This is a genomic window from Paraburkholderia caffeinilytica (assembly GCF_003368325.1).
GTDB lineage: Bacteria > Pseudomonadota > Gammaproteobacteria > Burkholderiales > Burkholderiaceae > Paraburkholderia > Paraburkholderia caffeinilytica.
The window spans coordinates 2,868,481-2,889,384 of record NZ_CP031466.1; the positions used below are offsets into that span (position 1 = coordinate 2,868,481).

Annotated in this window: 21 protein-coding genes; 9 read left to right on the plus strand and 12 right to left on the minus strand. The window is 59.3% G+C overall.

Annotation, left to right across the window (positions count from 1 at the left end; all coding sequences use genetic code 11):
- The first annotated feature begins 539 nt into the window (after window positions 1–539).
- Together DSC91_RS12700 and DSC91_RS12705 are read left to right on the plus strand one after the other, a co-directional pair.
- Window positions 540–1,616, plus strand: coding sequence for a polyamine ABC transporter substrate-binding protein (locus tag DSC91_RS12700; RefSeq protein ID WP_229758218.1), 1,077 nt, complete (start codon window positions 540–542; stop codon window positions 1,614–1,616).
- 122 nt (window positions 1,617–1,738) lie between these two features.
- On the plus strand, window positions 1,739–2,104 hold the full coding sequence (locus tag DSC91_RS12705; RefSeq protein ID WP_115778624.1) for a cupin domain-containing protein: 366 nt from the start codon (window positions 1,739–1,741) through the stop codon (window positions 2,102–2,104).
- A 230-nt stretch (window positions 2,105–2,334) separates the two neighbouring features.
- On the opposite strand, the gene DSC91_RS12710 is transcribed toward DSC91_RS12705, so the two are convergent.
- The 3 genes from DSC91_RS12710 to DSC91_RS12720 form a co-directional block, all read right to left on the minus strand.
- A complete protein-coding gene (locus DSC91_RS12710; protein WP_115778626.1) occupies window positions 2,335–3,078 on the minus strand; it encodes a YoaK family protein in 744 nt (247 codons plus the stop codon).
- A 174-nt stretch (window positions 3,079–3,252) separates the two neighbouring features.
- On the minus strand, window positions 3,253–3,684 hold the full coding sequence (locus DSC91_RS12715; RefSeq protein WP_115778628.1) for a hypothetical protein: 432 nt from the start codon (window positions 3,682–3,684) through the stop codon (window positions 3,253–3,255).
- A 292-nt stretch (window positions 3,685–3,976) separates the two neighbouring features.
- Window positions 3,977–4,942 (minus strand): GlxA family transcriptional regulator, encoded by a 966-nt coding sequence (locus DSC91_RS12720; protein WP_115778630.1) that lies wholly within the window; start codon window positions 4,940–4,942, stop codon window positions 3,977–3,979.
- 189 nt (window positions 4,943–5,131) lie between these two features.
- Between DSC91_RS12720 and DSC91_RS12725 the strand changes: the two genes are divergently transcribed.
- A complete protein-coding gene (locus tag DSC91_RS12725; protein ID WP_115778632.1) occupies window positions 5,132–5,425 on the plus strand; it encodes a hypothetical protein in 294 nt (97 codons plus the stop codon).
- A gap of 348 nt (window positions 5,426–5,773) precedes the next feature.
- Here the strand turns inward: DSC91_RS12725 and DSC91_RS12730 are convergent, their stop codons facing one another.
- The 5 genes from DSC91_RS12730 to DSC91_RS12750 form a co-directional block, all read right to left on the minus strand.
- Window positions 5,774–6,280, minus strand: coding sequence for a GNAT family N-acetyltransferase (locus DSC91_RS12730; protein WP_115778634.1), 507 nt, complete (start codon window positions 6,278–6,280; stop codon window positions 5,774–5,776).
- Window positions 6,281–6,382: 102 nt separating this feature from the next.
- The gene (locus DSC91_RS12735) at window positions 6,383–7,537 is read right to left on the minus strand and encodes a glycosyltransferase family 87 protein (protein WP_115778636.1); all 1,155 of its coding nucleotides are present in this window, start codon (window positions 7,535–7,537) and stop codon (window positions 6,383–6,385) included.
- Window positions 7,538–7,765: 228 nt separating this feature from the next.
- Window positions 7,766–8,431: a dihydrofolate reductase family protein gene (locus DSC91_RS12740; protein ID WP_115778638.1), complete on the minus strand. Its 666-nt coding sequence runs from the start codon at window positions 8,429–8,431 to the stop codon at window positions 7,766–7,768.
- 66 nt (window positions 8,432–8,497) lie between these two features.
- Window positions 8,498–8,986, minus strand: a complete 489-nt coding sequence (locus DSC91_RS12745; protein WP_115778640.1) for an NUDIX domain-containing protein — start codon at window positions 8,984–8,986, stop codon at window positions 8,498–8,500.
- A gap of 126 nt (window positions 8,987–9,112) precedes the next feature.
- Window positions 9,113–9,808, minus strand: a complete 696-nt coding sequence (locus tag DSC91_RS12750; RefSeq protein ID WP_115778642.1) for an HAD family hydrolase — start codon at window positions 9,806–9,808, stop codon at window positions 9,113–9,115.
- Between the two features lie 600 nt (window positions 9,809–10,408).
- Between DSC91_RS12750 and DSC91_RS12760 the strand changes: the two genes are divergently transcribed.
- Window positions 10,409–11,104, plus strand: coding sequence for a nucleotide-binding protein (locus DSC91_RS12760; RefSeq protein WP_115778644.1), 696 nt, complete (start codon window positions 10,409–10,411; stop codon window positions 11,102–11,104).
- A 7-nt stretch (window positions 11,105–11,111) separates the two neighbouring features.
- On the opposite strand, the gene argE is transcribed toward DSC91_RS12760, so the two are convergent.
- Genes argE through DSC91_RS12780 form a run of 4 tightly spaced genes read right to left on the minus strand, consistent with a single transcriptional unit; the run spans window position 11,112 to window position 14,805 of the window.
- On the minus strand, window positions 11,112–12,275 hold the full coding sequence (argE, locus tag DSC91_RS12765; protein WP_115778646.1) for an acetylornithine deacetylase: 1,164 nt from the start codon (window positions 12,273–12,275) through the stop codon (window positions 11,112–11,114).
- Window positions 12,268–12,945, minus strand: coding sequence for a DUF1028 domain-containing protein (locus DSC91_RS12770; protein WP_115778648.1), 678 nt, complete (start codon window positions 12,943–12,945; stop codon window positions 12,268–12,270). Before DSC91_RS12770 ends, argE begins: the two co-directional genes overlap by 8 nt.
- Window positions 12,946–12,955: 10 nt before the next feature.
- Window positions 12,956–13,393 carry a RidA family protein gene (locus tag DSC91_RS12775; RefSeq protein ID WP_115778650.1) on the minus strand — a complete coding sequence of 146 codons (438 nt, stop codon included), beginning with the start codon at window positions 13,391–13,393 and terminating at the stop codon, window positions 12,956–12,958.
- Between the two features lie 53 nt (window positions 13,394–13,446).
- On the minus strand, window positions 13,447–14,805 hold the full coding sequence (locus DSC91_RS12780) for a flavin-containing monooxygenase (RefSeq protein ID WP_115778651.1): 1,359 nt from the start codon (window positions 14,803–14,805) through the stop codon (window positions 13,447–13,449).
- A gap of 264 nt (window positions 14,806–15,069) precedes the next feature.
- On the opposite strand from DSC91_RS12780, the gene DSC91_RS12785 reads away from it, so the two are divergent.
- The 5 genes from DSC91_RS12785 (at window position 15,070) to DSC91_RS12805 (ending at window position 20,898) form a co-directional block, all read left to right on the plus strand.
- Window positions 15,070–15,996 (plus strand): LysR family transcriptional regulator, encoded by a 927-nt coding sequence (locus DSC91_RS12785; RefSeq protein WP_115778653.1) that lies wholly within the window; start codon window positions 15,070–15,072, stop codon window positions 15,994–15,996.
- Window positions 15,997–16,178: 182 nt separating this feature from the next.
- On the plus strand, window positions 16,179–17,345 hold the full coding sequence (locus DSC91_RS12790; RefSeq protein ID WP_115778655.1) for an SRPBCC family protein: 1,167 nt from the start codon (window positions 16,179–16,181) through the stop codon (window positions 17,343–17,345).
- 32 nt (window positions 17,346–17,377) lie between these two features.
- Window positions 17,378–18,559, plus strand: coding sequence for an ABC transporter ATP-binding protein (locus DSC91_RS12795; protein WP_115779822.1), 1,182 nt, complete (start codon window positions 17,378–17,380; stop codon window positions 18,557–18,559).
- Between the two features lies 1 nt (window position 18,560).
- Complete coding sequence (locus DSC91_RS12800; RefSeq protein ID WP_115778657.1) at window positions 18,561–19,607, plus strand: ABC transporter substrate-binding protein; 1,047 nt, start codon at window positions 18,561–18,563, stop codon at window positions 19,605–19,607.
- Window positions 19,608–19,644: 37 nt separating this feature from the next.
- Entirely contained in the window at window positions 19,645–20,898 is a 1,254-nt protein-coding gene (locus DSC91_RS12805; protein WP_115778659.1) for an ABC transporter permease, read from the plus strand.
- Window positions 20,899–20,904: the final 6 nt, after the last annotated feature.

Consider the following 20,904-nt stretch of genomic DNA (forward strand, 5'->3'; position numbering starts at 1 on the left):
AGAACGTTCCTGTCCGGCTGTTCGATCGCTCATCAGGGGAGCAACTGCGCTTCGCCATCCCGCCCCCTGTCCATCGATACCGTGTTGTCGCGGCGCTCCGTCCGTCGGCACAACGTCATTGCCGCACCCGCCGCCATCGGGGTGCGTACCGACGAAATCGCGTCGCTTCTGCCTTAGCCCCCTTCTCTTTTCGCTTTTCGCGAGCACGTGTTGCAGGCGATCGAGCCGCTTTGTTTAGCGGTCGAACGTCTGCAATGTGTTTGTCCCTCCGCGTTTTGCAAGTTGTCTTGCTAGCGTTGGGCGGCTTATAGCGCTCGCCTGTCCGCGTCCCATTTAGCTCTGCTGTGCGCTTGTGCGGCGGCGGGTGGCGTCACGTCCTGCAGCGTCCCTTTCCCTGCGCATTTATGCGCGACATAGGAACGTACAGATCGTCACCCTCGTGCATCAGTGCCTGCGCAGCGGTGAAAACTGAAGATCGAAACCAAGGAGATAGTCGAATGAAGATCCGTCATGCCAAGCTTCTCTCGCTCACCGGCACGATGCTGTGCTCGCTGACAGCTTTAACGCCAATGAACGCTGCGCGCGCAGCGGATACGACGATCAACGTCTACAACTGGTCGGACTACATCGCCAAAGACACGATTTCCGGCTTCGAAAAACAATCCGGCATCACGGTGAAATACGACAGCTACGATAGCGACGACACGTTGCAGGCAAAGCTGCTGGCAGGCAGTTCCGGGTATGACATCGTTGTGCCGACATCGAGCTACATGGCGCGCCAGATCGAAGCCGGCGTGTATCAGAAGATCGACAAATCGAAGATGCCGAATCTGGCAAACCTCGATCCGGGTTTGATGAAGCTGATTGCCGATGCGGACCCCGGCAATCAATATGGCGTGCCTTGGGCGTGGGGCACCGACGGCGTGGGCTATAACGTTCAGGCCGTGAAGAAAGCACTTGGCGCCGATGCGCCTGTCGATAGCTGGTCGCTGCTGTTCGATCCTCAAAATCTTTCGAAGCTGAAAAGCTGCGGCGTGTCTTTCCTCGACGCGGCCGCAGATGTTTTCCCGGCTGTGCTTCAGTACATGCACAAGGACCCGAACAGCACCAATCCCGGCGACTACCAGGCCGCGTATGAGGTGCTGAAGAAAGTGCGACCGTACATCACGCAGTTCAATTCGTCCGGCTACATCAACGATCTGGCGAACAACGATATCTGCGTGGCGTTAGGTTATTCGGGCGATGTGGGAATTGCACGGCGACGCGCGTCCGAAGCAAAGCGTTCGTATGAGGTGCGGTTCTCGAACATCAAGGACGCAGGCCTTCTTTGGATGGACGTGATGGTGATTCCGAAAGATGCCCCGCATCCGGAAGCGGCGATGAAGTGGATGAACTACATCGAGGATCCGAAAGTAAGCGCGGGGATTACGAACGAAGTTTTCTATCCGACTGCGAATCGGGCCGCGCGGCAGTTCGTGACGCCGGCGATTGAGCAGGATGTGAACGTGTATCCGCCAGAGGCCGTGCTGAACAAAATGACGTTGATGCGGCCACAGCCTGCGCCGATCATGCGACTTGAAAACCGGCTGTGGGCGCAGTTGAAGTCGGGGAGTTAAGGTCGGTTTTCTGATGTAGTCCGCTGTTAGTAAGTCTCCTTTTGCGCGTAGCGCATGCAGTGGGTGTGTGCGCTACGCCCTTTTTTCAAGCTTTGATTTTTAACTCTGTTTGCATTCGAGCCATGACCAGCATTCTGAATATCGTAGATTTCTCGCAGCCTGCCAAGGAAAGTGTCGAGTACATGCCGAAGGCGGAAGCGGTACTTGCCGGCGATCCATCGCAGGTCGTTCACACGCATTTTTCCAGCCCGTGTGGGCAGCTCGCGGCTGGAGTTTGGGAGGGCGCTTGCGGGCAATGGACGGTGAACTTCACCGAGAGTGAGTATTGCGAAATTCTTGAGGGCGTGTCCGTGATTCGGGGTGCGGATGGAACCGGCAAGACTGTGCGGGCTGGGGATCGGTTTTTGATTCCTGCCGGGTTTAAGGGGACGTGGGAAGTGGCTGAGCCGTGTAAGAAGATTTTCGTTTCGATGGAGTTCAAGGGGTAGGTTGCGGCGGTGGTGATGTTGATCTGTATTAGCCTGGACTTGATCTGACAGGTAGTCGGCGAGCGAAGCAACAAAGTCGATTCAGTGGGGGATGAGTTTCTCCCTGGCGAGTTCAAGTGAATCGAGGAAGGCAGCACGCGACCCAACTCAGCCGATCATTGAATGCAAAGCTGAGTCTGCTTTGCACGCAAAAGCAGACGCTTATCAGACTTTGCAGCGTAGCGTTTCAGCTACCTGCGATAAGCGAGCATATCGTCGAGTATCGGGACAACGGCGAGAGTCAGAAGGACGATGGCAAGAGGAACGGTCGACACGAACCCCAGGTGTCGAAAGCCCACCGCGCCAGCAAGCCCGCCCACCAGGAACGAGATCAGCAACGATCCGAGAAGTCCGAGTTTCTGCCGATCTCCGCGAACCAGATTGCCAGCTGCGTCTCCGACATTCCAATAAAACAGCTTGCCGAGTTCGATGCCGATATCGGTCACGAGACCGGTGACATGTGTCGTCCGAATCTCCGCTTTTGAAATCTTTGTGATCATGGCGTTCTGCAATCCCATCACGTAACAAAGAAGGCAGACGGTAGCGGGCACGAACAGCACACGGTGTGTTTCCAGATTCGAGCCGAGAAAACCGAAGAGGAGAAGCAGCGATGCCTCGAGCGTCAACGGTATCGCGTATTGGCTGTGCAACTGCTTGCGGCGTCCCCAGTTGATCAGGATCGCCGACGTGGCCGCTCCGACAAGGAACGAGAGTAAGGAACTCAATCCCGCCACGACCACATCGGTATCGCCAAGTGCGAGGTTATCGGCAAGTGACGAGACAATCCCGGACATGTGTGACGTGTACTGTCCTACGGCAAGGAATCCACCCGCGTTGGCTGCCCCGGCAACGAATGCGAGCGACCGCCCCAGGCGGCGATTCGTGACGTCGGTACGCTCGGGTTTCGTGAAACCACGAAGATAATTGATGGGCATGATGATCACCCTCGGTATCGGCGATGTGACCCAGTAACGATGCGCAGAAGTTAGCCGATCCTAACATAACGAAGCTGACCGATCCCGATCCACGCAAGCCTGGGCCTCAACGCTGGCTTTATTCAACTGGCGGAGAGCCGACAGGCGCATTGGGGGCGCATGCGTGACGCGTGATCAGTGGTACGTCGTCATCGACGACTGCAGCTTCGTCAGCACGCCGTGCTTGAATCGGAACCAGCCTTGCGAGCCTTGCATCACGACCTCATCGCCTTGCCAGAACACGCGCTTGACCGTCATGCGCTCGCCACAGCGCTGCACAAGCGGAGGGCGGCGGCGAAAGTCGTACAGCACCGGGCCGGCATCGGTCTGAACAAGCATGCGGTCAACACGGTCATTTTCGTTGCTCACGTCATCGAAATGCGTGAGTGTGCGCGCATCAAACCGGTCGAAGATTTCCTTGTCGAGCATCGCCGAAAAATCGTGGTCGACGCGCACGAATTGCAATGCGCCCGAGGGGGTGACGAGCGGGCCGGACGTGTTGCTCTGCGCATGAGCGCAAGTCCAGAAAGAGGTGGCTGCAAGCGCAGCGACGAACAGTCGTCTCATGTTTCCTTTTAGATTCAGCTGCGTCTTCGACGACGGAGCACGATCCGCAATCGTTCCTGGTGAACATTGTCGTCAATTCTGGTCGATACATCGAAGCTCTGCAACTGGCTGCATTTTGCCTGTCGGCGGTTGGCGGCACGCGGCCCGTTGTGGCAACCCGGCAGACCGCGAGCGGTTATTCGCGTCATAGCAACGCTCGTCGGCTACTGCACGATCCTGCCGCGTGCCACGGGTTACATGGTGTCACGTCGAGCATCGTTACTGCGCGCTGAACTCCACGAAGCGACCGCCGTTAGCGGAGCTCTGCGCGAAGCTCGCGCACTCCCCGGCCCAAGCGATCACGCAAGAGCGTTCCCAACGTCGCCCCGTCGACGTAACCGACCTCGACTGCGATGGCATCAAGGTCAAGGTCGCTGCCGTGGACAAGAGATCGCGCACGTTCGACACGCAGGTCCTGGAAGTAGGAAAGGGGCGATTTCCCGAGCACGGCCTGGCAACGCCGCTGCAACGTCCGAGGGCTCGTAGCCAGCGCGCCGGCTGCAGCCTCTAGCGAGAAACCTTCCTTGAGATGGTCCCGCGCCCACCGCTCGAAGCGCTGAATGACAGGGTCTGCCTGCGCCAGATGGTTGGGGATGATGTAGGGCGCTTGCGAAGAACGAAAGTCGGCGAGCAGATAGCGCGAAACGACGGCGGCCACCTCCGGGCTGGCCTTGCGCACTAGCCAGAGGGCGAGATCGAGATGGCCCATGGCGGCTCCGGCCGTAACGATTCTGCCCGACGGCACGAGCATCCGGGTCTCGTCGAGCCGAACATCCGGGTACCGCTGCCGAAATAGCGGAGCGAGCCACCAGGTGGTCGTGGCGTCTCCCTGATCCAGAAGCCCCGCTTCCGCGAGGAGGAATGTCCCGATGCAGGAAGCCGCAATATGCGCTCCGTCCGCGTGCCATTTCCGCAGCTGTTCCATCGCCTGACTCACATCCCGCCGTCCAAGTGCCGGCACTAACGTCTCCGGACTTCCGGTATTGAGCGCAGGAACGATCACCCAGTCCGGCTTCGAATCCGGCGCTATCGCCTGTACGGGGATAGCAAGTCCTTGCCCGGACCTGACCTTCTTTCTCACGCCAACGATCGACACCTCGAAAGAGAGCGTTCCCCCCATCTGCGCAGCTGCAAATCTGTTTGCGAGCCCCAGCGCGTCAAGCAGCACGGTCAGCCCGGTATCGAAAACACCGTCGAGCGCGAGTATCAAAATTCTCATGGCGTGAATGGCCCTAAAGTTGTCGTTTGCGACTGTACCGTTCCGATAGTCGAAAGACTACACTTTTTTCATCGGATCTGTGGCGCGAATGACAGTCAATTTGTCATTTGCGACAGCGCGATTTCTCTGGCGCAGAGCCGATGCTCAGACCCTTCATCCCGGAACACACATTGCACAAGGAGTGCACTCATGAAAGTTTTAGCCGTTGCGTCTATCGTCAAGCCGCTCTCCGATGAGGAGAGGGCGCAGATCTTTCCGGTCGAGGTGCCGGCCACGCTCAAGCTCTATCTCGACGGCAAGATCGAGCAGTTCTGGTTCCGACAGGATAAGCCCGGCGTCATCTTCCTGATGGATGTCGGGTCGATCGGAGAAGCGAAGGCGGCGCTAGACGCCCTGCCGCTCACGTCCGGTGGCCACGCACAGTACGAGTTCATGCACGTCGGCCCGCTCGCGCCGCTGGGTCTTCTGCTTCAGGGCAAGTAAGTGCGGGAGGCGCCATCGATGAACACCTCCATCCTCGTTGGTGGCGCCACTGGCAGTGTCGCGACCGAGCGCCTGTTGGAGAAAGGCGTCCCCGCCCGCGACCCGAAGATACTGCCGACGTTTGAAGATTCGTGGGTCGTCCCGCGGCAACTCGACATGACGAGCGATGCGTCGGTGAAGGCTACAGCGTGCAGTGGTTCGAGCGCACCACGCGTAGCACGCGACCCGGAACGGCCTCTCGATGGGCTCCAAAGCAATCACTGGTCCGTACACCGGCAACGACTCCCACTATGCGTCGGCCGTTTGGTTAGGCAAGTGCGAAAAGCCTATCGGAGTTCCGATTAAAAGTTAGTCAGCCGATTTCTCGTACAGTGCCCAGACATAGCCGCCGGGTTCTGGCTCCTGGAACAGTCCCGCCCGGATAAAGCCAAGCGACTCGTAGTAAGCGCATAGCCTCGCGTTGTGGACGGCGCAGTCGAGTCGAACAAAACGCCGGTTCAAACCGCGCACCTTGCTAGCGCACCAATCAAGCATGAAGCCGCCGAGTCCACATCCGTTAAAGCCTTTTCGCACAGAAAGCCCATGCACATAGCCGGCGATCGGGTCTTGAGGTCCCCAGTGATTATCCTCGCCCAGGTCGAGCGAAAACGTTCCGACGGACATGCCATCCTGCTCGACGACGTAGACTTCTTTTTGCGAGACATTGTTCAATACCCATCTTGCAGAAAATCCGTCTCCCTCCTTGCCCCACGCATAGTCGTTGTGCGACACCTTCTTTGCGTGCGCATCGTTCCGGATCTGTGTAAGCACCGGAACGTCATCCGCGGTTGCTCGGCGGACGTTTTTTGAGGTCATCGCTTATTTCTCCGTTGAGCTGTCTTGATGGGGGAAGAGCGAAGATTAGCAACGCGCCCTTACGTTTCGCCAAACCACTCCGTGCCGGTGTCAGGTATCGATTTAACCAGCGACGTCATAAATCTTCTCTTCTGTTTTCGTGGATCTTGCTCTACTAACACTCATCCAGATCATGCCGAGCAATACTATTGGCGTCCAATGCAACAGTGGGGGGTATACAACCGCAAACACAGCCTGAACGGGGCTCAACCATATAAAAAACAACGCCGCACGCTCCAATTTACTTGAACCGTTAAGGCACATATCTTTAAACATAAAAGCAATTGGCAATGCGAGCCAGGCAATGTCATAGTAGACGATGTAGGGTTGTATTGCGATCACGCCGCAACTCGCCACCACGCATTTCAATTCATATCTAATTTCGGAGGACCGCCACATCGCAGAAACAACGATAACTATTGATGCCGCCAATATCCCCTGAATTGTGTAAGCCAGGGTGGCTGAGCCACCTAGCAATCGTACTAGCCCGTAGAATGTTGGCATACCATGCCAAATCGGTGGAAAGTTCTCGATCCACAGCACTCTAAATGCAATCGTTGTCTTAATAAACTCAGTAAAAGTATTAAAACCAAGAACGAAGGTGCTAACTGACCACAGTACAATAGTTCCTATGGCAGCGGAAAAGAATGCCTTCCACTGACGATCGCAAATAAGAACAATGGGAAACAGCACGCCAAACTGGGGCTTTACACTAACCAATGCTATGAATAGCCCTGCCACGATCGGCCGTGATGGCAACAACGCCAAGCCAAGAGCTGCACATGCCATCGTCAACAACGAATTCTGTCCATACCAAATGGCAAGAGCCACCCCCGGAAATGCAAGGAAGGGGCTGATCGTCGTCCAACTCAATGGACGCAAAACCTGCCGCAACGAATACACATAAACAGCAACGCCAATACATGTAAACAATACCAGTGCGTGTTTAAATGTCAGCAAACCGAATGGGATTATGAACAACAGAAAAGGAGGCGGATATAACCAGGGCCCACGCAATTCCATAAAGTCGGTTGATGGCTCTAACGCACGCGCCCTCAATAAGTTTAGATCCTGGTTGAAAACCGCATCGGGGCCATGTTGAAGTGCCGCAACCGCCCCCTTCCAGAAAACAACAAAATCAATACCGATCGTTATTTTCGACAGGATGGCAACGTTCAATACTATTATTGCTGTAGACCAAACGAATATGTTCTTCACAGGAAGATCCCCCGTTCATCATTGATCAATCGATACCAATCAATCAATTTCGCCTACACGTCACTTGCTAATCTGGCGCCCTATTGGCGTCACGCGCCGCCCAATCGGTTCATCAGGTCGGCTACGCCTTCAAGTATCGAGCGTGTTAGCCGAACGTCGCTTCCCGGCCAAACTGAGCCGAACGACAGCCGGCTCAGTTCGTTAAGTGTTATTCGACGCCGGCCCCGTTCACATGGCTGCAACTGTGCTGCGGCGCCGTAGAACAACATGCGTCGCCTTCTCCGACGCTACGAATTCAACGCATTCGTATCCCAGCGCCCGCAAATCAACCCCTTCGAACAGCGATTCTCCCCGGCCGAGCAGGACCGGCGAGATCGCCACGTGCAATTCATCAATAAGTCCCTCACGAAGATACTGCCGGATTGTGTCCGGCCCACCGCCGATTCGCACGTCCATTCCGGCAGCGGCCTCGCGTGCACGGTCGAGCGCCTCGCGAATGCCTCCTGTTATGAAGTGGAACGTCGTGCCGCCTTCCATCTCGATGGGGGGACGGGCATGATGGGTCAAGATGAAGACTGGAACGTGATACGGTGGGTTGTCTCCCCACCAGCCTTTCCAGTTGGTGTCCGGCCAGTCCCCACGAATGGGTCCGAACATGTTTCTCCCAAGAATCCATGCCCCAACATTCTGAAAGCCACGGGCGGCGAAATCATCGTCAACCCCGGTCGTACCGCCGTCCTTGCCGAACAAGGCCCGCTGGAACGTGCGGGTTGGGACAAGCCACTGGTGCAGTTCCGTCCCGCCAACGCCGAGCGGATTGTCGATGTCCTGATTCGGACCTGCTCCGTATCCGTCGAGCGAGATGGTGAAGCCGTTAACGCGAACTCGTGTCATCGTTTGCCTCCGTTTAGACGTCTAACGTAACGTAATGTGGACAGCAAATCTGCAGGGAAAAGCCAACTAACAGCGGAGATCTCTGCCAAGATAAGCGGTGACCGCCCCAGTCAGCGCGATGCCGTGCAATTCCTCGGGCGATGCCAGATGCGCTGCGACAATCTCACGATTATCAAGCCGCAGCTCGGGTATGCAATCGAGGTGCAGTTCAAAGAAATGCACCCGGTCTCTTCGCCCGTCCCAAATGCCGCACGCGCTGCCCGCAGGAAGCAATGTGTGCGACGACAGACCAATCTCCTCCTCCATTTCGCGCTGCGCCGCTGAGTCCGGCGTCTCACCGGGCCGGACACTGCCGCCGGGAAAATTCCATTCGGCCCGGTACGATGACTTCACAAGCAACAACGCCCGCCCGACGTAGATTGCTACTAGCGCGCCCTCATGGCGAGGCCGTCGAAGGTGCCACCAGGCGCGAGCGAAGCGGAACCCGAGGCGAAGCGCTATGCGCCAGACAGAGTCGATAAGCATAGCCGGTCGCACTCGCACAAAGCTCGGCATGAGGCCTCTCCTTTCATGGTCAGAGGAACTTCCGGGTGGCCGCGTTAGTGCAGCTTAGGTCATTCAGCGTCCGCCGCACCACTTGCCGGGAAATCGTAGTTTAGCTAGCGGCTACTCTCGCCAGGGCTATGGGTTGTACCGTTCTAGTCGATCGCAGGCAGCGCTGAGATCGGGGAGCACTTCTGCACCGCTATTAGCCAGGAAAGCGGCAGAACGGGTCCCTGCTCCGATACCCAAGAAATCAATGTTGAGCGCTGTTGCAACCTCCAGGTCCCACCGACCGTCGCCCAACGACAAAATGCGAATCGGCTCGGAGACACGGTATACCTCTTTGGCGCGTTGGATCGCAGACGCCACTAGCTCCGTGCGATTCTCGTATTCTGACGATGTGATTAAGGTTTCTTCCGAATACGGAATGCCCACCGCTTCGAGCTTTGCTCGACTGACCCCTCGCACGCCGCCAGTGGCATACACGACGCCCCACTTTGATTGGACGGCGTATTCGGTCAATTTACGCGCCCCTCTTATTTCTCGCAGAGCGTTGGACCTTAACGAGCGAAGGAATCGCTCCGTTAGATCTGCCTCGAAGGCTGAAACCTGTTGCGGGGATTTTTTCGGCAGATCAGCGCGGGCGACTGCCTCAGCCAAGATCCCCGTGTCGGTGTGCTGCTGATAACTATCCCAGTTCGTATCCAACTGGGGAATATCCAACATCCGCAGAGCCTGCACGAACGCTTCCTGATGCATTGCTACAGAATCAGTTAGCGTTCCATCAATGTCTAGTACGAGGATGCAAGTTTTCGTATTTTTTAACACGCCCATTCACTCCGAAAATATGAATGGCCTTCACGGCCCTTCACTGGCTTCCGCAGACGACTCTCATCGTTGTTTGTCAAGACTTTCCGCCTGTCGCCGAACCCTGGCAAGCATACGCTGCCGAATTAACCCACTGACAGGACGGATGATGTACCAATAGGAAGCAAATCGACGACGAACTGCAGCGGTTGGGCAAAACACCCGAGTCTCCGTGCTCAGTACAGATGCGCCCGATGCATTGGCATCCACGTTGAAACTCATGACGAGCTGCCAGACGTCCATTCTGACCGTCGCCTTGAAGGCTTCGGGAGACCCAATGTCCAGCAAACCGCCAGAAAGCCCCGGTCAGTCCAAACGCTAGCCCGGAATCTCCCTCGCGACCGAGAAATGTGAAATCGTCGAGATCAAGCGGGCGTCTACGCGACGTTGTCGATTTGATCATCCCGTCATAGTCCTCTGGCATGATGCATGGTGGCCCGTTCGGCGCGTACTGCGCCCAGGCCGGGCAAAAAAACCGCCTCCGCGAATTTTGCCCGGATAGCCTATGTGCAGGCCGCGCCGCGCGCTTGCATCGCAGATCCACTAGGACAACAAGGAACCGAGCACATGAGCTTCGTGCATTTTATTGGCGGGGAAAAAGGCGGGGTGGGAAAATCGCTCGTCGCCCGCGTTCTGGCGCAGTACTTCATCGACCGCAATTTGCCGTTTCTTGGCTTTGACACTGACCGCTCGCACGGAGCGCTGCTGCGCTACTACGCCGATTTCGCCGCGCCAGCCACGCTCGACGACCACGACAGTCTCGACCCGGTTATCGAGCATGCGCTCGAACAGCCCGAGCGCCGCATCCTGGTCGACCTCGCGGCGCAGACCCAGCAACCGGTCTCGAAGTGGTTCGACGACTCCGACGTGCTCGGTATTGCGCGGGAAAACGGCATTGCACTCACGTGGTGGCACGTCATGGACGCGGGCCGCGATTCAGTCGACCTGCTGCGACAATGGCTCGATCAGTTCGGTGGCAAGTTGCGCCTCGTGATCGTGCTGAACGAAATCCGGGGCGAGCGCTTCGAATTGCTGGAAACCTCAGGCCAACGTCAGCGCGCCGAAGCGCTTGGTGCGAACGTTGTTTCGCTGCGCCATCTTCCCGACACGACGATGCAGAAAATCGACCAGAAGAATTCGAGCTTCTGGGCCGCGGCACATCACCCGGATCGCGCGAGCACCGGTCTTGGCATGCTTGAGCGCCAACGGGTCAAGGTCTGGCTCAATCGCGTTTACGAGGAAATCGACAAGGTCGCGCCCTAACCGGCGATCAGGTCGCGGCCGAAATGTAATCTCCCAGGCGAGCCAGCATCGCATCGCAATTGCGCAATTGCTCGACGGTGACGAACTCGTCCGGCTTATGCCCTTGGTCCATGCTGCCGGGTCCACAGACCACCGTTGGAATGCCCGCCCGATCGAAAAGCCCACCCTCGGTACCGAATGCGACCGTGCCGAACTCAATGGAGCCGCTAAGCAGCGCCAAAAGACGCGCCGCTTCGCTGTCGGGCGATGTGGCCAATCCCGGATAGGCGGAGAGCGGCTGAAGGCGGATGTCGGTGCCGGACTGCACTGCGCGCATCTTCGGCAGCAGTTCAGCCTCGGCGTAGGTCAGTAACTCGTCGGCTACCTGGTTTGCGTCGAAGCCAGGCAGCGCGCGCACTTCGAAGTCGAATTCGCATTCGGCCGGCACGATGTTGAGCGCACGGCCGCCTTTGATCACGCCCGTCTGCACGGTCGAGAACGGCGGATCGAATCGCTCGTCGTGATGCTCGGGCTGCGCCAACTCCTCGCCAATCTCTTCCAGACGGCCGATCATCCGCGCCGCATATTGAATGGCGTTGACGCCATACGGCGCATAGGCCGAATGGCAAGGCGCGCCTTTAACCTGACAGCGCATCGCCAGCTTGCCCTTGTGGCCCAGCACCGGCTTAAGCCCGGTCGGCTCGCCGATCAGGCACAGAGCCGGCTTGTGCTCACGCCGCTCCAGTTCCGCGAGCATCGGGCGCACGCCGAGGCATCCGACTTCCTCGTCGTACGAAAAAGCAAGGTGCACCGGCTGCTTCAGCTCGCGCTCGAGAAACCCAGGCACCGCCGCCAGCGCCGAAGCGATGAAGCCCTTCATGTCGGCCGTGCCGCGGCCATACAGCCTCCCGTTGCGTTCGGTGAGACGGAACGGATCGACGGTCCACGCCTGGCCATCGACGGGCACCACGTCGGTGTGGCCGGACAGCACGATGCCGCCGCGCTCACGCGGACCGATGGTCGCAAACAGATTCGCCTTGGTGCGCTCGGTGTTGTAGAACAGCTCGCTCCCGACACCGAGTTCCTCCAGGTAAAGCCGAATGAATTCGATCATGTCCAGATTGGAGTCCCGGCTGACCGTGGCGAAGCCGATCAGCCGTTCGAGCAGCGCACGGCTGGACCTGTCATTCATTGCCAGGCACGCCGTAGCTGGGCGCGGCGGTCGGATTCAACGCGCGGGTCAAGTAGTCCTGCATCTGCGGCCGATACGCCTGCCATAGACCGTCGAGCTGGCCGATGGGGTCGTCATCAATCCAATCGACCCGCAAATCGACGATCGGCCAACTCACGTCGCCCACGATCTTGAGCGCCGCCGAATGCACGGGGCCCGCTTCACCACCGGCAGTTATCGCAGCATGCATGGCCGCGAGCAGACGATCGGCAAGCGTGCCGGATGTCTGCTCGAACGCCGGGAGCATTGACTCGATCACTTCGACGCCGGCCAGCATGTTGCCTGCGGCAACGCACTGCTTGCCGGCGACAGCGTGATACGTGCCGAGCGCTTCCTTGCCGCTGAAGAACGCCGTGCGCCCCCGGGCATCGATCACCGTCACCTGGCGATACTCGCTCCACTCGCTCGCGCCGAGCACACGGTCCAATGCGGCAACGGGATCGAATTGCCCGCTCGCCAGAAGATCGAGAATCTGCGGGCCAAGCGCGGGCAGCGTGACGTTCTGCGTCGCCACCGCGCCCACGCCTGCGCGCAACCATGGGCATCGAGCGCCCACCGCGATGCTGGACGAACTGATCGCGATTCCAAGCTGCCCGGATTCAGGACAACATCCGACAATAGAAAATGTCATGTCCCGCTCCTTAGGCCAACGGCGGCGTCCATCCATCCGGAATGACCGCGACAACGTCGATTTCCATCAACCACTGCGGCTGACCCAACGCGACCACCACCAGGCCGGTCGAAATCGGAAACACGCCCTTCAACCACTTGCCGACTTCCTGATAGACCGGCTCGCGGTAGCGGACGTCCGTCAGGAACGTCGTGGTCTTAACGATGTGAGACAGGTCGCTGCCCGCTTCTTCGAGCAACTGCTTGACGTTCTTCATCGCCTGCTCCGCCTGGGCGCTCGGATCGCCGATGCCGATCAGGCGGCCTTCGAAATCCGTGCCCACCTGGCCGCGTACATAGACCGTGTTGCCGGCCCGCACGGCCTGACAAAGATCGTTGTCGAGCGTCTGGTTCGGATACGTATCCTTCGTGTTGAACACGCGGATACGGGTATGCGTAGGTTGGCTCATCAATGCACCTTCATGTAGGAAGAAATGGATCGCGGATTAAAGAGGCATACGCGTCAATTCACGCCCATCTCGCTGACTTTGTGGATGCGTGAATCGGCGGAGGTGTTTTCAACGCTTTCAACGCGTTCCTCGCGGCAGCTCTGAGCCTGCTGTTGCGAGTCATCGTAATAAGCCAGATATTTACGCTGCGTGACGATGTGATCGGCAATGTGCTTCGCGTCGTGCCACACGCCCCAGATGAATGCGGAGCCTCGGCGCGATAGCCAGGGCAGACCGAGAAAATAGATGCCGGGCTCCTTCGATACGCCGCGCTGATGTTTCGGCTTGCCCTTTTCGTCGAAGGCGTTGACGTTCAGCCAACTGAAATCGACTGCATATCCTGTCGCCCAGACAATCGATGTCACGCCGGCTTTCGCCAGATCGAGATCGTGCAACGGGTGCGTCACGCATTCCGGATCCGCAGGAATGACGCGGGCTTCAGGCTCTTCGGGAAGATCGAGACCGTTACGCCCGGCGTACGCGTCGGCCGCGTCCAGCAGCGACAGATAGTTTTCGTCGCCGCGCGCGATGTTCTCCGCGAGATCGGCCTCGAAGGTGACCACGTCGTCATCGAACGATTTAGTGAGGCCCACGAGCGTGATGCCCTGATTCGCGAGACGGCGGAAGTCCACCGTATGGCCGCCACGCGAACCGCTCACCGCAATGGTGACGTGCTCCCTGCCGGGCTTCATGACCTCTGCATCCCATTCGCCGAGCACGCCGAGCCACCAGCAGAAGTCGCGACCGCGATAGGCGCGCGGCGGACGATCGTGCGCGCCGACCGACAGATAGACGCGCTTGCCCGCACGTTGCAACTCGTCCGCGATTTGCACACCTGACGACCCAGCCCCCACCACCAACACGCCCCCTTCGGGCAATTGGCCTGGATTGCGATAGTCGGCGGAATGAAGCTGCGTAAGACTCGAATCTTGCGGCGCGATTGGTGGAATGACGGGACGCTGGAAAGGTCCGGTCGCGACCACCACGCGATTGGCTTCGATCGTGCCCTCCGATGTTTCGACGGTGAAGCCCTGGCGCCCCGCATTGCGCACGACCTTCTTCACTTCCACGCCGGTGCGGATCGGCGCTTCAAACTTCTTCGCATAAGCGACGAAATAGTCCGCGACCTGCTCCTTCGACGCGAAGGCGTCGGGGTCAAAGTCGGCGAACTCGAGATTGGGGAAACGATCGTGCCACGCGGGACCATTGGCAACCAGCGAATCCCAGCGTCCCGTGCGCCAGCGCTCGGCGATTCGAGCACGTTCCAGCACAAGATGCGGCACGCCAAGCTTGCTCAAATGTTCACTCATAGCGACGCCAGCCTGACCGGCGCCGACTACGAGCGTGTCGATTGACGTTGTTTCCACTGTCATAGCTGCGTCCTTCTGAAAAGGCGGAATGTTTCGATTCGATCACGGTGTCACGGCCTTCGAGCACTCGCGATCGTGGCGAACCCGGTAGCGCTTTCCGGCAGCGCGCCGCCGCCTGGTCCGTTCGTCTTTCGTGAGAATCTACGCGTCCGTCCAGAATCCGAAAAATATATTTAAAAAATGCATGGCATCGGATTTACCTATGCAAGCCTTTTTGATCGCTTCACAATGCCGCCCATTGAAGACCTTGAACACGGAGCGTTGTCGATGGAGAGTCATCCGTTGCGCTACTCGTTGCGCCAGTTGCGCTATTTCGTGATCACCGCGGAAGTCCTGTCCTTCACCGCGGCCGCGAAGCGTCTGCACATCTCGCAGCCGTCGATCTCGACGGCGCTCGCGGACCTTGAAGTGTCGTTCGGTGTGCAACTCTTCATACGGCATCACGCGAGCGGTCTCTCGCTCACGCAAGCCGGCCGGGATCTGCTCGGGCAAGCGCGCAATCTGTTGAAGATCGCGGAGGAATTGCAGACGACGGCGAAGGAAATGGACGGCGGCATGACGGGCGTCATCACGCTCGGCTGCCTCGTCTCGCTTGCGCCGCCGCTCATGCCGGGGCTGATCAGCCGATTCACGGGCGAGCACGCGGGTATCTCGTTTCGCACTGTCGAGGCGCATCAGGATGGCCTTTTGCGCGGCCTGCACGACGGCTCGCTCGACATTGCCCTCACCTACAGCCTCGATTTGACAGAGGAAATCGCCTTCACGCCGCTGCTCTCGCTGCCGCCGTATGCGATCCTGCCGCGCACGCATCGTCTGGCACGCGCGCGCAAGGTATCGCTCGCAGACCTCTTGCCCGAGCCTTATGTGATGCTTGACCTGCCGCACAGCCGCGAGTATTTCGCCGCTCTCTTCGATGCGGTGGGCAGCCGTCCCGTGCCCGCGTTCCGCTCGTCGCAGCCGGAAGTCGTGCGCGGCATGGTGGCCAACGGTCTCGGCTATAGCCTCCTGAACTTTCCGCTCAAATCGAATCGCACCGTGGATGGCGAAGAGTTCGTCATTAAGCGTTTCAAAGACGACGTCAACGCCACGATGCTCGGCATCGCACAATCGCGCACGATGAAGCCGCGCCAGGTCGTGCATCGCTTCGCATCGTTCTGCGAAACCTATATTCGGCGCCTGCATATCGACGCATGATCGGGACGGCGCGGTCGTCTGCTTCAAGCCTGCGTGCACTGCATAGGCAAAAGCTTTGCTTTGTATCTAAAAACAATATTTTGGCTTGCAAATTGGCTTGATAGATTGGTGTCCATGTTGAGCGCTACGTAGCAAAGCCTCGCGTCGCCGCGCTCTCACCGTGACGAATCAAGGGGGACACCATGGCCAACCCGGCAAGGATGATCGCAGTGCAAGCGCTTGTCGACGAACTGCAGACGGGTTGCGAACGGTCATTCAGCGATGCGCATGCGATGCCGCCCGGTGTCTATACGTCGCCCGAATTCCTCACGCTGGAAGAGCGCGCTATCTTCGAGCGCGAATGGCAATGCGTCGGCCGCGCCAGCGCGCTCAAAGTGCCCGGCGATTACATGACTGCGCGACTTGGAGCGCAACCGATCGTCGTATTGCGCGACGAACAGATGCAGGTCAAGGCGATGTCGAACGTGTGCCTGCATCGCATGTCGGTGCTGCTTGAAGGACGCGGCAACGTGCGCCGCATCGTCTGCCCCTATCACGCCTGGAACTATTCGCTGGACGGCGCACTGCGAGGCGCGCCGCTCATGGATCGGCAAGAGGGTTTCTGCAAGGAAAGCTACAAGCTGCCCGCCGTGCGCTGCGAAGAATGGCAAGGCTGGATCTACGTAACACTCGACGAAAACGCACCGCCCATTCACGCGCAGCTCGCCAAACTGAGCGAGCTCATCGGTGCATACGGCATGTCGGACTACATCGAAACCTTCTATGAAGAGCACGTGTGGGACACGAACTGGAAGATCCTCGCGGAAAACTTCATGGAAAGCTATCACCTGCCCATGCTGCATCGCGCGACGGTAGGACCGCATTCGCGGCTCGAGGAAATGGAATGCCCGCCGGGCTATCCCGCTTTTAACTACCACTGGATCACGAAGGAAGCGTCCTTGCCCATCGGCAACGCGCATCCGGACAATACGCGCCTCACGGGACATTGGCGCAAGACCACGGCGCTGCTCGCGATCTACCCGACGCATCTTGTCACGCTCACGCCGGGTTACTTCTGGTATCTCGTGCTGCAGCCTCAAGGCGTGGATCGCGTGCATATCCGCTTCGGCGGCGGGCTTGCACCGGAGTTCGTCGCCGATACCGAGGCCAACGCGCACATGACGACGTTGAAGAAACTGCTCGATGACGTGAACGCGGAAGACAAGCGCGGCGTGGAAGCCGTGTTTCGCGGCGTGCACGCGCCGCTCGCGAAGCCCGGTCACTTGAGTCATCTCGAACGCCCCAACTATGACTTCGCACGCTACATCGCCAGCAAAATCGCCGCGATGCAGCTCGAGAAAACGCATTGATCAAGACGCACCATCGACAGGACGCGATCACGATGTCAAACCCTTCCTTCATTTCGTTCTCGGGCGTGAGCAAGTCGTATGACGGCGCGCAATACGTCGTCGATGACTTGAACCTCGACGTGCGCAAGGGAGAATTCCTGTCGCTGCTGGGTCCGTCCGGTTCGGGCAAGACGACGACGCTCATGATGCTTGCGGGATTCGAATCGCCCACGCGCGGTGAGATACGCCTCGACGGGCGGCGGCTCGACGACAAGCCTCCGCATCAGCGCGACATCGGCATGGTGTTTCAGAACTACGCCCTTTTTCCGCATCTGACGATTGCGGAGAATGTCGCGTTTCCGCTCTCCGTGCGGCGCGTAAGCCGCGCTGAGCAGAAGACGCGCGTGAAGCGCGCGCTCGAGATGATCGAACTGCCGCATCTGGCGAACCGGCGTCCCGCGCAGCTCTCCGGCGGACAGCAGCAGCGCGTGGCGCTCGCGCGCGCGCTCGTGTTCGAGCCGAGCGTCGTGCTGATGGACGAGCCGCTCGGTGCGCTCGACAAGCGCCTGCGCGAAACCATGCAATACGAAATCATGCGCCTGCATCGCGAGCTGTCGCTCACGATCGTCTACGTAACGCACGATCAGGCCGAAGCGCTGACCATGTCGGATCGCGTCGCCGTGTTCTCCGATGGCCGCATCCAGCAAGCCGCCACACCCAGCGAACTCTACGAGAACGCACAGAACGCCTTCGTCGCAAACTTCGTCGGCGAAAACAACGGGCTGACCGGGCGCGTCGTCAATGCGAGCGAGGACTGGGCGACACTCGCACTCTCGGACGGCAGTGTCATTCGCGGCCGTAGCGAACCGGGCCTGCGCGCGGGCGACGAAGCGATGCTCGCGCTGCGCCCCGAACGCGCGCATATCCCAAGCGCAGAAGGCGTGCACGTCGACGAACACAGCAACGTGGTGCGCGCACGCGTCGAGGAGCTGGTGTATTGCGGCGATCATCATCGCGTGCACCTCGCGCTTGGTTCACGCGATTCCTTCGTCGTGAAAGTGCCCAATACGCAGCGCCATGCGCTGCCTTCGCCCGGCAGCGCGATCGAGATCGCATGGCGCCACGACGACTGCAAGATTCTCGCGACGAGCGCGCCACGCAGCGCGCCCGTGATTCCCGCATCCACACCGCTCTCACCTTCCATCATCACGACCGCACCAGCAGGAGCCAACTGACATGCGCACTCTCATCAAAGCACAAAGCGCCGCACTCGCCGCACTCGCATTCGTTACCGTGACCACCCAGGCAGCGGAGACGCTCTCCGTCGTGACCTTCGGCGGTGCATATGAAGCAGCGGCCAAGAAAGCCTATTTCGAACCGTTCACGCAAGCCACCGGCATTGGTTTTTCGACCGAATCATATGATGGCGGCCTCGCAAAACTCTCCGCGATGGAGCAGGCGAAGAACACCACGTGGGACCTGATCGACCTCGAAACGAACGATGCGATCACCGCTTGCGACGAAGGCCTGCTGCAGAAGTTCGACAAGAAGACGCTCGGCAAGACGAGCGACTTCATCCACGGCACGATCAGCGATTGCGCGGTGGCGAGCATGGTCTGGTCCACGGTCTATGCGTACGACACGAGCAAGCTGAAGACCGCTCCGACCACCGTCAACGACTTTTTCGATCTGCAGAAATTCCCCGGTAAGCGCGGCCTGCGCAAATCGCCGAAGGTAACGATGGAATGGGCGTTGATTGCGGACGGCGTCGATCCGAAAGATGTCTACAAGGTGCTCGCTACGCCCGCCGGCGTGGATCGCGCGTTCAAGAAGCTCGACACGATCAAGCAGAACATCGTGTGGTGGGAGTCGGGTGCCCAGGCGCCGCAGTTGCTCGCAGACGGCGCGGTCGTGATGACGCAGGCCTACAACGGCCGCATTTCCGACGCCGCGAAGAAGGACAACAAGCCCTTCAAGACCGTCTGGGACGCGCAGGTTTACGACTTCGACTGGTGGGGCGTTCCGACGGGCGCGAAGCACGCCGACGCCGCCGCGAAATTCATCGTCTCCGCTTCGCAGCCGAAGGCGTATGCGGATTTGTCGAAGTACATCGCCTATGCGCCGCCGCGCAAGGACGCCATCGCGCTGGTCGACAAGCAACGCCTCGCCGATCTGCCCACCGCACCCGAGAACTTCAAGCGCGCCTTGCAGATCAACGCGAACTTCTGGGCCGACAACGCGGACCAGATCAATAAACGCTTCCAGGTGTGGCTGACGCAGTAACACCATCGTCCAACGAGAGCCCAACGTGACTACCCACATGCCCGCTTCGGCCCGAGCCACGGCCCCGGGCTCTCCGACGAGAGCCGACGGCCGCGCGTCGTTTCAAAAGGCGCGCCGCCGTGCGTCGGTGCAGGCGCTTTTGCTCGCACTGCCGCTGATCGTGTTTCTGCTTTCGACGTTTATCGCGCCGATCGCGCTCCTGCTCGCGCGCAGCGTGGAAAACCACGAAGTGCCGAACAGCATGCCCACGCTCACGCGCGCACTCGATGCATGGGATGGGCAGGGCGTGCCGGACGAGCGCATGTTCACCCTGCTCGCTGCGGGGCTCAAAGAGGCGCAGCAAAGCGGACAGCTCGGCACTGTCGCACGGCGGCTGAACTTCGATCAGGCCGAGTTCCGTAGCCTGTTGATGCGCACCGCGCACCAGTTGCCCGCCGATGCGCCGCCTGCGTGGAAACCGGCACTCGTCGAACTCGACGAACGCTGGAATTCGCCGGAGATCTGGCGCTTGCTGAAGCGCGCCGCCACGTCGCCGACGCCTGACTATCTGCTCGCAGCCGTCGATGCGCAAGTGACACCGCAAGGTTCAGTCGCGTTCGTGCCGGACAACGCTTCGATCTATCGGCAAGCGTTCGTGCGCACGATTTCAATCAGCGCGACGGTCACGCTGCTGTGCCTCATACTCGGCTATCCGGTCGCATGGCTGCTCGCGAACCTGCCCGCAAAAAACAGCAACCGCCTGATGCTCTTTGTGATCGTACCGTTCTGGACCTCGGTGCTCGTGCGCACAACCGCGTGGTACGTTTTGCTGCAGCCGGGTGGCGTCATCAATAGCCTGCTGATGGGGATCGGTCTCACCACACATCCACTGCCGCTCATCTTCAACCGCGCGGGCGTGCTCATCGGCATGACACATGTGCTCCTGCCGTACATGATTCTCGCGATCTACTCGGTGATGAAGAGCATATCGCCCGTGTACGTGCGGGCCGCGCAATCGCTCGGGGCGCACCCGTTCACCGCATTCGTGCGGATCTACATGCCGCAGACGCTGCCGGGCGTGGGGGCAGGCTGCCTCCTCGTGTTCGTGCTCGCGCTCGGCTACTACATCACGCCCGCGCTGCTTGGCGGCGCAGGCGACGAGATGATCAGTCAGCTCATCGCGATCCAGACCAACACGCAACTCAACTGGGGCCTCGCCGGTGCGCTCTCAGCCTATCTCGTGATCTTCACGGCGATCTTCTATTTCCTGTTCAACCGCATTGTCGGCATCGATCGCTTGCGCTTCGGTTGAGACCTG

Coding starts and splice junctions, on each gene's coding strand:
- DSC91_RS12700 (WP_229758218.1), top strand. CDS start 540: ATGCTGTGCTCGCTGACAGCTTTAACGCCAATGAACGCTGCGCGCGCA.
- DSC91_RS12705 (WP_115778624.1), top strand. CDS start 1,739: ATGACCAGCATTCTGAATATCGTAGATTTCTCGCAGCCTGCCAAGGAA.
- DSC91_RS12710 (WP_115778626.1), bottom strand. CDS start 3,078: ATGCCCATCAATTATCTTCGTGGTTTCACGAAACCCGAGCGTACCGAC.
- DSC91_RS12715 (WP_115778628.1), bottom strand. CDS start 3,684: ATGAGACGACTGTTCGTCGCTGCGCTTGCAGCCACCTCTTTCTGGACT.
- DSC91_RS12720 (WP_115778630.1), bottom strand. CDS start 4,942: ATGAGAATTTTGATACTCGCGCTCGACGGTGTTTTCGATACCGGGCTG.
- DSC91_RS12725 (WP_115778632.1), top strand. CDS start 5,132: ATGAAAGTTTTAGCCGTTGCGTCTATCGTCAAGCCGCTCTCCGATGAG.
- DSC91_RS12730 (WP_115778634.1), bottom strand. CDS start 6,280: ATGACCTCAAAAAACGTCCGCCGAGCAACCGCGGATGACGTTCCGGTG.
- DSC91_RS12740 (WP_115778638.1), bottom strand. CDS start 8,431: ATGACACGAGTTCGCGTTAACGGCTTCACCATCTCGCTCGACGGATAC.
- DSC91_RS12745 (WP_115778640.1), bottom strand. CDS start 8,986: ATGCCGAGCTTTGTGCGAGTGCGACCGGCTATGCTTATCGACTCTGTC.
- DSC91_RS12750 (WP_115778642.1), bottom strand. CDS start 9,808: ATGGGCGTGTTAAAAAATACGAAAACTTGCATCCTCGTACTAGACATT.
- DSC91_RS12760 (WP_115778644.1), top strand. CDS start 10,409: ATGAGCTTCGTGCATTTTATTGGCGGGGAAAAAGGCGGGGTGGGAAAA.
- argE (WP_115778646.1), bottom strand. CDS start 12,275: ATGAATGACAGGTCCAGCCGTGCGCTGCTCGAACGGCTGATCGGCTTC.
- DSC91_RS12770 (WP_115778648.1), bottom strand. CDS start 12,945: ATGACATTTTCTATTGTCGGATGTTGTCCTGAATCCGGGCAGCTTGGA.
- DSC91_RS12775 (WP_115778650.1), bottom strand. CDS start 13,393: ATGAGCCAACCTACGCATACCCGTATCCGCGTGTTCAACACGAAGGAT.
- DSC91_RS12780 (WP_115778651.1), bottom strand. CDS start 14,805: ATGACAGTGGAAACAACGTCAATCGACACGCTCGTAGTCGGCGCCGGT.
- DSC91_RS12785 (WP_115778653.1), top strand. CDS start 15,070: ATGGAGAGTCATCCGTTGCGCTACTCGTTGCGCCAGTTGCGCTATTTC.
- DSC91_RS12790 (WP_115778655.1), top strand. CDS start 16,179: ATGGCCAACCCGGCAAGGATGATCGCAGTGCAAGCGCTTGTCGACGAA.
- DSC91_RS12795 (WP_115779822.1), top strand. CDS start 17,378: ATGTCAAACCCTTCCTTCATTTCGTTCTCGGGCGTGAGCAAGTCGTAT.
- DSC91_RS12800 (WP_115778657.1), top strand. CDS start 18,561: ATGCGCACTCTCATCAAAGCACAAAGCGCCGCACTCGCCGCACTCGCA.
- DSC91_RS12805 (WP_115778659.1), top strand. CDS start 19,645: ATGCCCGCTTCGGCCCGAGCCACGGCCCCGGGCTCTCCGACGAGAGCC.